Source organism: Bradyrhizobium sp. AC87j1, from assembly GCF_002936975.1.
GTDB lineage: Bacteria > Pseudomonadota > Alphaproteobacteria > Rhizobiales > Xanthobacteraceae > Bradyrhizobium > Bradyrhizobium shewense.
Genome location: NZ_PTFE01000197.1, coordinates 1 through 3,895 on the forward strand (window position 1 = coordinate 1; position 3,895 = coordinate 3,895).

The 3,895-nt window shown below is 60.4% G+C and carries 3 protein-coding genes; 1 reads left to right on the forward strand and 2 read right to left on the reverse strand.

Annotation, left to right across the window (positions count from 1 at the left end; genetic code table 11):
- A partial coding sequence (locus tag CV770_RS40535) for a transposase (protein ID WP_146101461.1) occupies positions 1–241 on the reverse strand: 241 nt, incomplete at its 3' end.
- A gap of 346 nt (positions 242–587) precedes the next feature.
- On the opposite strand from CV770_RS40535, the gene CV770_RS40540 reads away from it, so the two are divergent.
- Positions 588–842, forward strand: coding sequence for a hypothetical protein (locus tag CV770_RS40540; RefSeq protein WP_245454017.1), 255 nt, complete (start codon positions 588–590; stop codon positions 840–842).
- A gap of 183 nt (positions 843–1,025) precedes the next feature.
- Here the strand turns inward: CV770_RS40540 and CV770_RS40545 are convergent, their stop codons facing one another.
- Positions 1,026–3,473: an NEL-type E3 ubiquitin ligase domain-containing protein gene (locus tag CV770_RS40545; RefSeq protein ID WP_245454018.1), complete on the reverse strand. Its 2,448-nt coding sequence runs from the start codon at positions 3,471–3,473 to the stop codon at positions 1,026–1,028.
- Between the last annotated feature and the right edge of the window lie 422 nt (positions 3,474–3,895).

Consider the following 3,895-nt stretch of genomic DNA (forward strand, 5'->3'; position numbering starts at 1 on the left):
GTGCCGTGTCGCCGGCTAGGCGACGCTTGCCGGCCTCGAGAAACTCCTTGGACCAGCCGTAATACATCGAGGCGGCAATGCCTTCTCGGCGACAAAGCTCGGAGATGTTCTCCTCGCCGCGCAATCCTTCCAGCACGGTGCGGATCTTCTCTTCCGCCGAATACTGCCGGCGGGTCTGGCGCCGAATGTCCTTTAGCACTTGGTCTGCCGACGCTTTGCCCGGTCCGGATTTCTGTTTCATCTTCGCTCCTGGTGGCTACGATGAACCAGAAATCCTCCCTCCGCAAAATCCCCCTGTTTGTCTCACAAGCCCTCACGGCGAACAGCCCGCTCAAGAGTTTTATGCAAGCGCCTTAGCCAGCGGACGTGATTTCTGGATCCGAGCCGACTAACCGGGTTCTGACATCGGAAGGCCAATGACGCGAGAAGGCCACGTCATCGGATCGGGTGAATCGCTTTTCGGGTGTCGCAGAACATCCGACGGATGCCATTCCCCAGGGCTTCTATTTGCGGTTATACTCACGCTCGCGCCGTGGTGGTGGTCAAAGGCGCAACCGTCAGACCTATGACTCACGGAGCCCACCGCCATGATCACCTTCGCACCACTGCTCGTTTTCCTCGTCATAGGCTTTTTCGCGTGGCTGCTCTTCACGCTTGCAGTCTTCGCGTTGCCCGTCTTCGCCGACGTAATGGTTGGTCTTTGGGCCTTCCACACGGGAGCCGGCGCTCTGGGCGGCATCGCTGTCGCCTTCGTCGCTGGCGCCGCAGCGTTCAGCATCGGCCAGCTCGCGCTCGCCCTCGTGGCATGGGCTTGGCTTCGGCTCTTGGTCATCATCTTTTAGGTCGCACCGGCGACCGTCGCCGGTTACAGCGCTAAACCGACGTAGCAGGATGATTGTCTCCTAGTCCGTGAAGCTCGTCATGCAATTGTCCTCGTGCCTGCCACGTGCCTAATCCTCCGGCATAACGTCTTCAACGAACAGCCCGTTCGGCGCGCCGGCATCCGCGCCGAGTGGACGGCCGCTTCACAGCTCAAGCGCATGATCCGCGAGCACCTGCCGCATCAGTGCGCCCTTGATCTCGCGGGCGATCTCGTCGCGGATCTGGGCTCCGAACTGCAACTCGGCATCGCTGTTTCCGGTCAGGTGATAGTCGGCGAGTCGCTGCTCGAGCCGGCTCGGAAACTCGGCGTCCATCGCCGCGGCGAGCCGGTTCTGCATCTCTGCATGGGCTTCGGGGGCAATCCGGCTCACCACCGTTTCCCAGGGCTGCCAGCGAGTCGCCAGAAAGTCAGCGAACCCCGCCGCTTCCTCGTTCCGCACCTGCGTCTCGGCTGCGGTGAGGTCGTGCTCAGTGACGTACGAGATTTCATAGAACCGCATGTCCGGAGCGATGAGCTGCAGGTCCAGCCGGTCACGCAGCTTGACCTGATAGGCGAGATAAACCTCGATCTCATCGACGAACTGGAGTGAGTTGACCTTCTGACGGGCAATCGGCTCGAGGGCGCCCAGGCGGAACAAGACCCGGGCCTTCTGGATGAGTTCGCCCAGCCGATCGTCATAGGCCCCGTCCTCGACATCAGCGTTCAGGCGTGCGGTCTGCATGCCGTTCCAGGTCAGAGTGATGCGATCCTGACAGGTCTCGCTCGCCCCGAAAGCCAACTGAAAATACTGCTCGCGCAAGTGCGGTCTGATCGCAGCCTGCCGCAGATCCTCGGCGACGGTCTCTCGGAAATGAGGATTATCATAATTTACGGTGTTCCGTAGCTTATCGAGGAAGAGCGCGTATTCCGGTGCCCCCGCTTCGCCGCCGAAGTTTTGCCAGACGTCGATCACTTCCGGCTCCCCGTCCATCCACTCCGCGACCACCTCGGCCAGCGACCGTTCCTGATCCACCGCCGTTCCCTCGCCCATCGAGAAGAAGACCCGCGGGCCGTCATAGCCCGGGGAATTCAGGGCTTCCGCCAAATTCGTACGCACCTGCTCGGGCAGTGGGTTATTCTCCAGATAAACCATGCACCCAAAACCTAGCCGGGTTAGCAGCGCCTGCGGTAGGCTGCTCAGCCGATTATTGCGTGCCTCGAGCACCTGGAGCTCGGTCGCGAGGGCCTCGGGTAAGCTGGTCAGCCTGTTGCCGGTGACGTGAAGTCTCTGGAGCTCAGGGGGGAGAGTCTCGGGCAAACTGTCCAGCTGGTTGTCGCACGCAAAGAGCACCTGGAGTTCGACGGGAAGAGTGTCGGGAAGGCTGGTCAGTCGGTTGCCATCGGCTTCGAGCTCTTGGATTTCAGGCGGGAGCGTGTTGGGAAGGCTGGTCAACCGATTGCCGCCGACTGCAAGTGACTGAAGTCCGGTGGGGAGGGCGTCGGGCAGTCTGGTCAAGCGGTTGCCGCGGACGTCGAGGTCCTGCAGCCCATGCGGCAGGGTATCTGGCAGGCTGGTCAAGCGGCTACTGCCAACCGCGAGAGTTAAAAGGCCCTCTGGAAGGTTTTCAGGAAGACTGGTCAGCCGATTGCCCCCGATGGCAAGTGACTGAAGCCCGTTAGGGAGTGTGTCGGGCAGGTTGGTCAACCGGTTGCCGCTGGCCCTGAGCGCCCGAAGTCCAGACGGGAGGGTGTCGGGCAGGTGCACTAGCTGGTTGTCGCTCACGTTGAGCGACTGAAGCCCAGCCGGAAGGGCGGCTGGTAGTGTCGTGAGGGATAGATTTAATAGATCCAGCCCTGCATAGACGTCGCCTGCCTCGCTCCAGGCTTTTATTCGTCTTACAGCCTCTTCCCGGTCCTCGTCTTGCGACTGACCTTCCTCCTCGGCCCAACTATCCAGGATCTGGTCAAGCCGCGATTCCCTGAGAACGGGGTCTTCATGGTTCGTCGGACCGTTTGCGCGGCCCGGAGCACCCGCTTGCTGCGCTGCGGCCGGGGTGAGTCGGCGTTCTCCTCTAGAGGTATTGCCATTGCCCGGCCGGGGCTGTCGGCCCAGAATCGATGCCCCCAAATTTTGCTCGGAACGGCTTGGGACGGATCTTGATGACTCCGGCGCTACATCACCGGCCTCGGCCCACGAGTGCTCCTCCTGATCGACACTATACGGCGGCCAACCGGCAGCTGAATCCATGGCGTGCCAATCATCTGTCAGACTGAAATTGCAATCCGGCAACTGCCCGTCGCGATCCGCGACCGGAAAAAGCACATGCTGATCGTCTCGTTCAGAGCAGGCGAACGAATCCGACGGCGACCGCGAGGTGCCATGTCGGACTACATCCTCGTGCGGCATTCCCAAACGATCCGCACCTCTGTTCGAAGCAACACAGGGCGGCTCACCGAGGCTAATTGAATTGGGAGGCAGGCGACCGTGAAGACGCAAATCATTCACGTGCTGCTGAAACCCGGCTTGGTCGGCCTGCTGCTGTTGCCGCCGATCGTAGTACGTCTGATCGACACGGGTCTCGAATGGGTTGAGGTTATTGAACGCATCCATCCCACTCTCCTAGTCAGATCTGAGCAGCTAGCGCCGGTCTGGATAAGTACGTTCACGCTAAGAGGCTTAGCTTTCTAGAAGCTGACGAGGAATCAGAATGATCGTAACTGTCCCGTAAGCCTTCGTGGAACACTTATTGCTGGAAGGATCACTGCAGTGACAGCTTGCGTATGTCTGCTACGCAGACTTGAGCCTTGCCGCGTGATCTCGAGGGAAGACGTGCTCATACTCCGCGAGAGCAAGTCAGCAAATTGCATCTCCCGCCCTGCATCCCGCAATCCGATCACTGCGCAGCTAGTCGTCCGTTCTTTAATCGCGGGCACGATGTCAACCCCGATAGACAAAAGTGATCCACTGCCGGGTTCATGGTTCTTTCCGCGGTCGTCTCTACAGCCGCCGCATGATGGCGTTCAACAGGTGTG